Below are 547 nucleotides of genomic sequence, written 5' to 3'. Positions count from 1 at the left end.
AATTATATTCACTTTTTTTGATAAAGATCTAAACATAGTGGTACTTAAATATTTTAATGAAGTTCAATTTTTAGCAGGAAGCTAATTACGGTGATCAAGAATTAGCGATAGTTTTTATATAGCGGATTGCATTCTAACGTAACTGATTTATTTTATTCTGAAATAATCCAATTCAAGAGATTAAAAAAGCAGAGAAATAATTTATGGCTTATCATAATCGGTCGGGAAAAACAGGGTTTGTTTATATAATATCTAACTTAACCAGAGAGGTCCTTTATGTTGGGGTTACGAGTGCATTAAAAAGAACGAATATGGGCTCACAGAACGGGAAAGGGAACTTGTTTCACACAGAAATACAAAATAAAATATCTACTGTACTACGAAGAGCTTCCGAATATTAATGAGGCAATAGAAAGAGAGAAGCAGATCAAAAATTGGCGTCGAGAGTGGAAATTCAACTTAATAAAGAAGGCTAATCCCGATTTGAATGATTTGTGGAATCAGATTAAATAATCCTGTACAAAATCTGATATCAAGATAAATTGCC

General features: G+C 31.6%; 1 protein-coding gene. It reads left to right on the top strand.

Annotated elements, in window-relative coordinates; translation table 11 throughout:
- The first annotated feature begins 309 nt into the window (after positions 1 to 309).
- The gene (locus NC796_RS27010; protein WP_409070434.1) at positions 310 to 513 is read left to right on the top strand and encodes a GIY-YIG nuclease family protein; all 204 of its coding nucleotides are present in this window, start codon (positions 310 to 312) and stop codon (positions 511 to 513) included.
- Positions 514 to 547 lie beyond the last annotated feature (34 nt).

Origin of the sequence: Aliifodinibius sp. S!AR15-10 (assembly GCF_031569985.1) — a bacterium.
Lineage (GTDB): Bacteria > Bacteroidota > Rhodothermia > Balneolales > Balneolaceae > JAMQKA01.
This window is presented reverse-complemented; position numbering and strand designations above follow the sequence as displayed.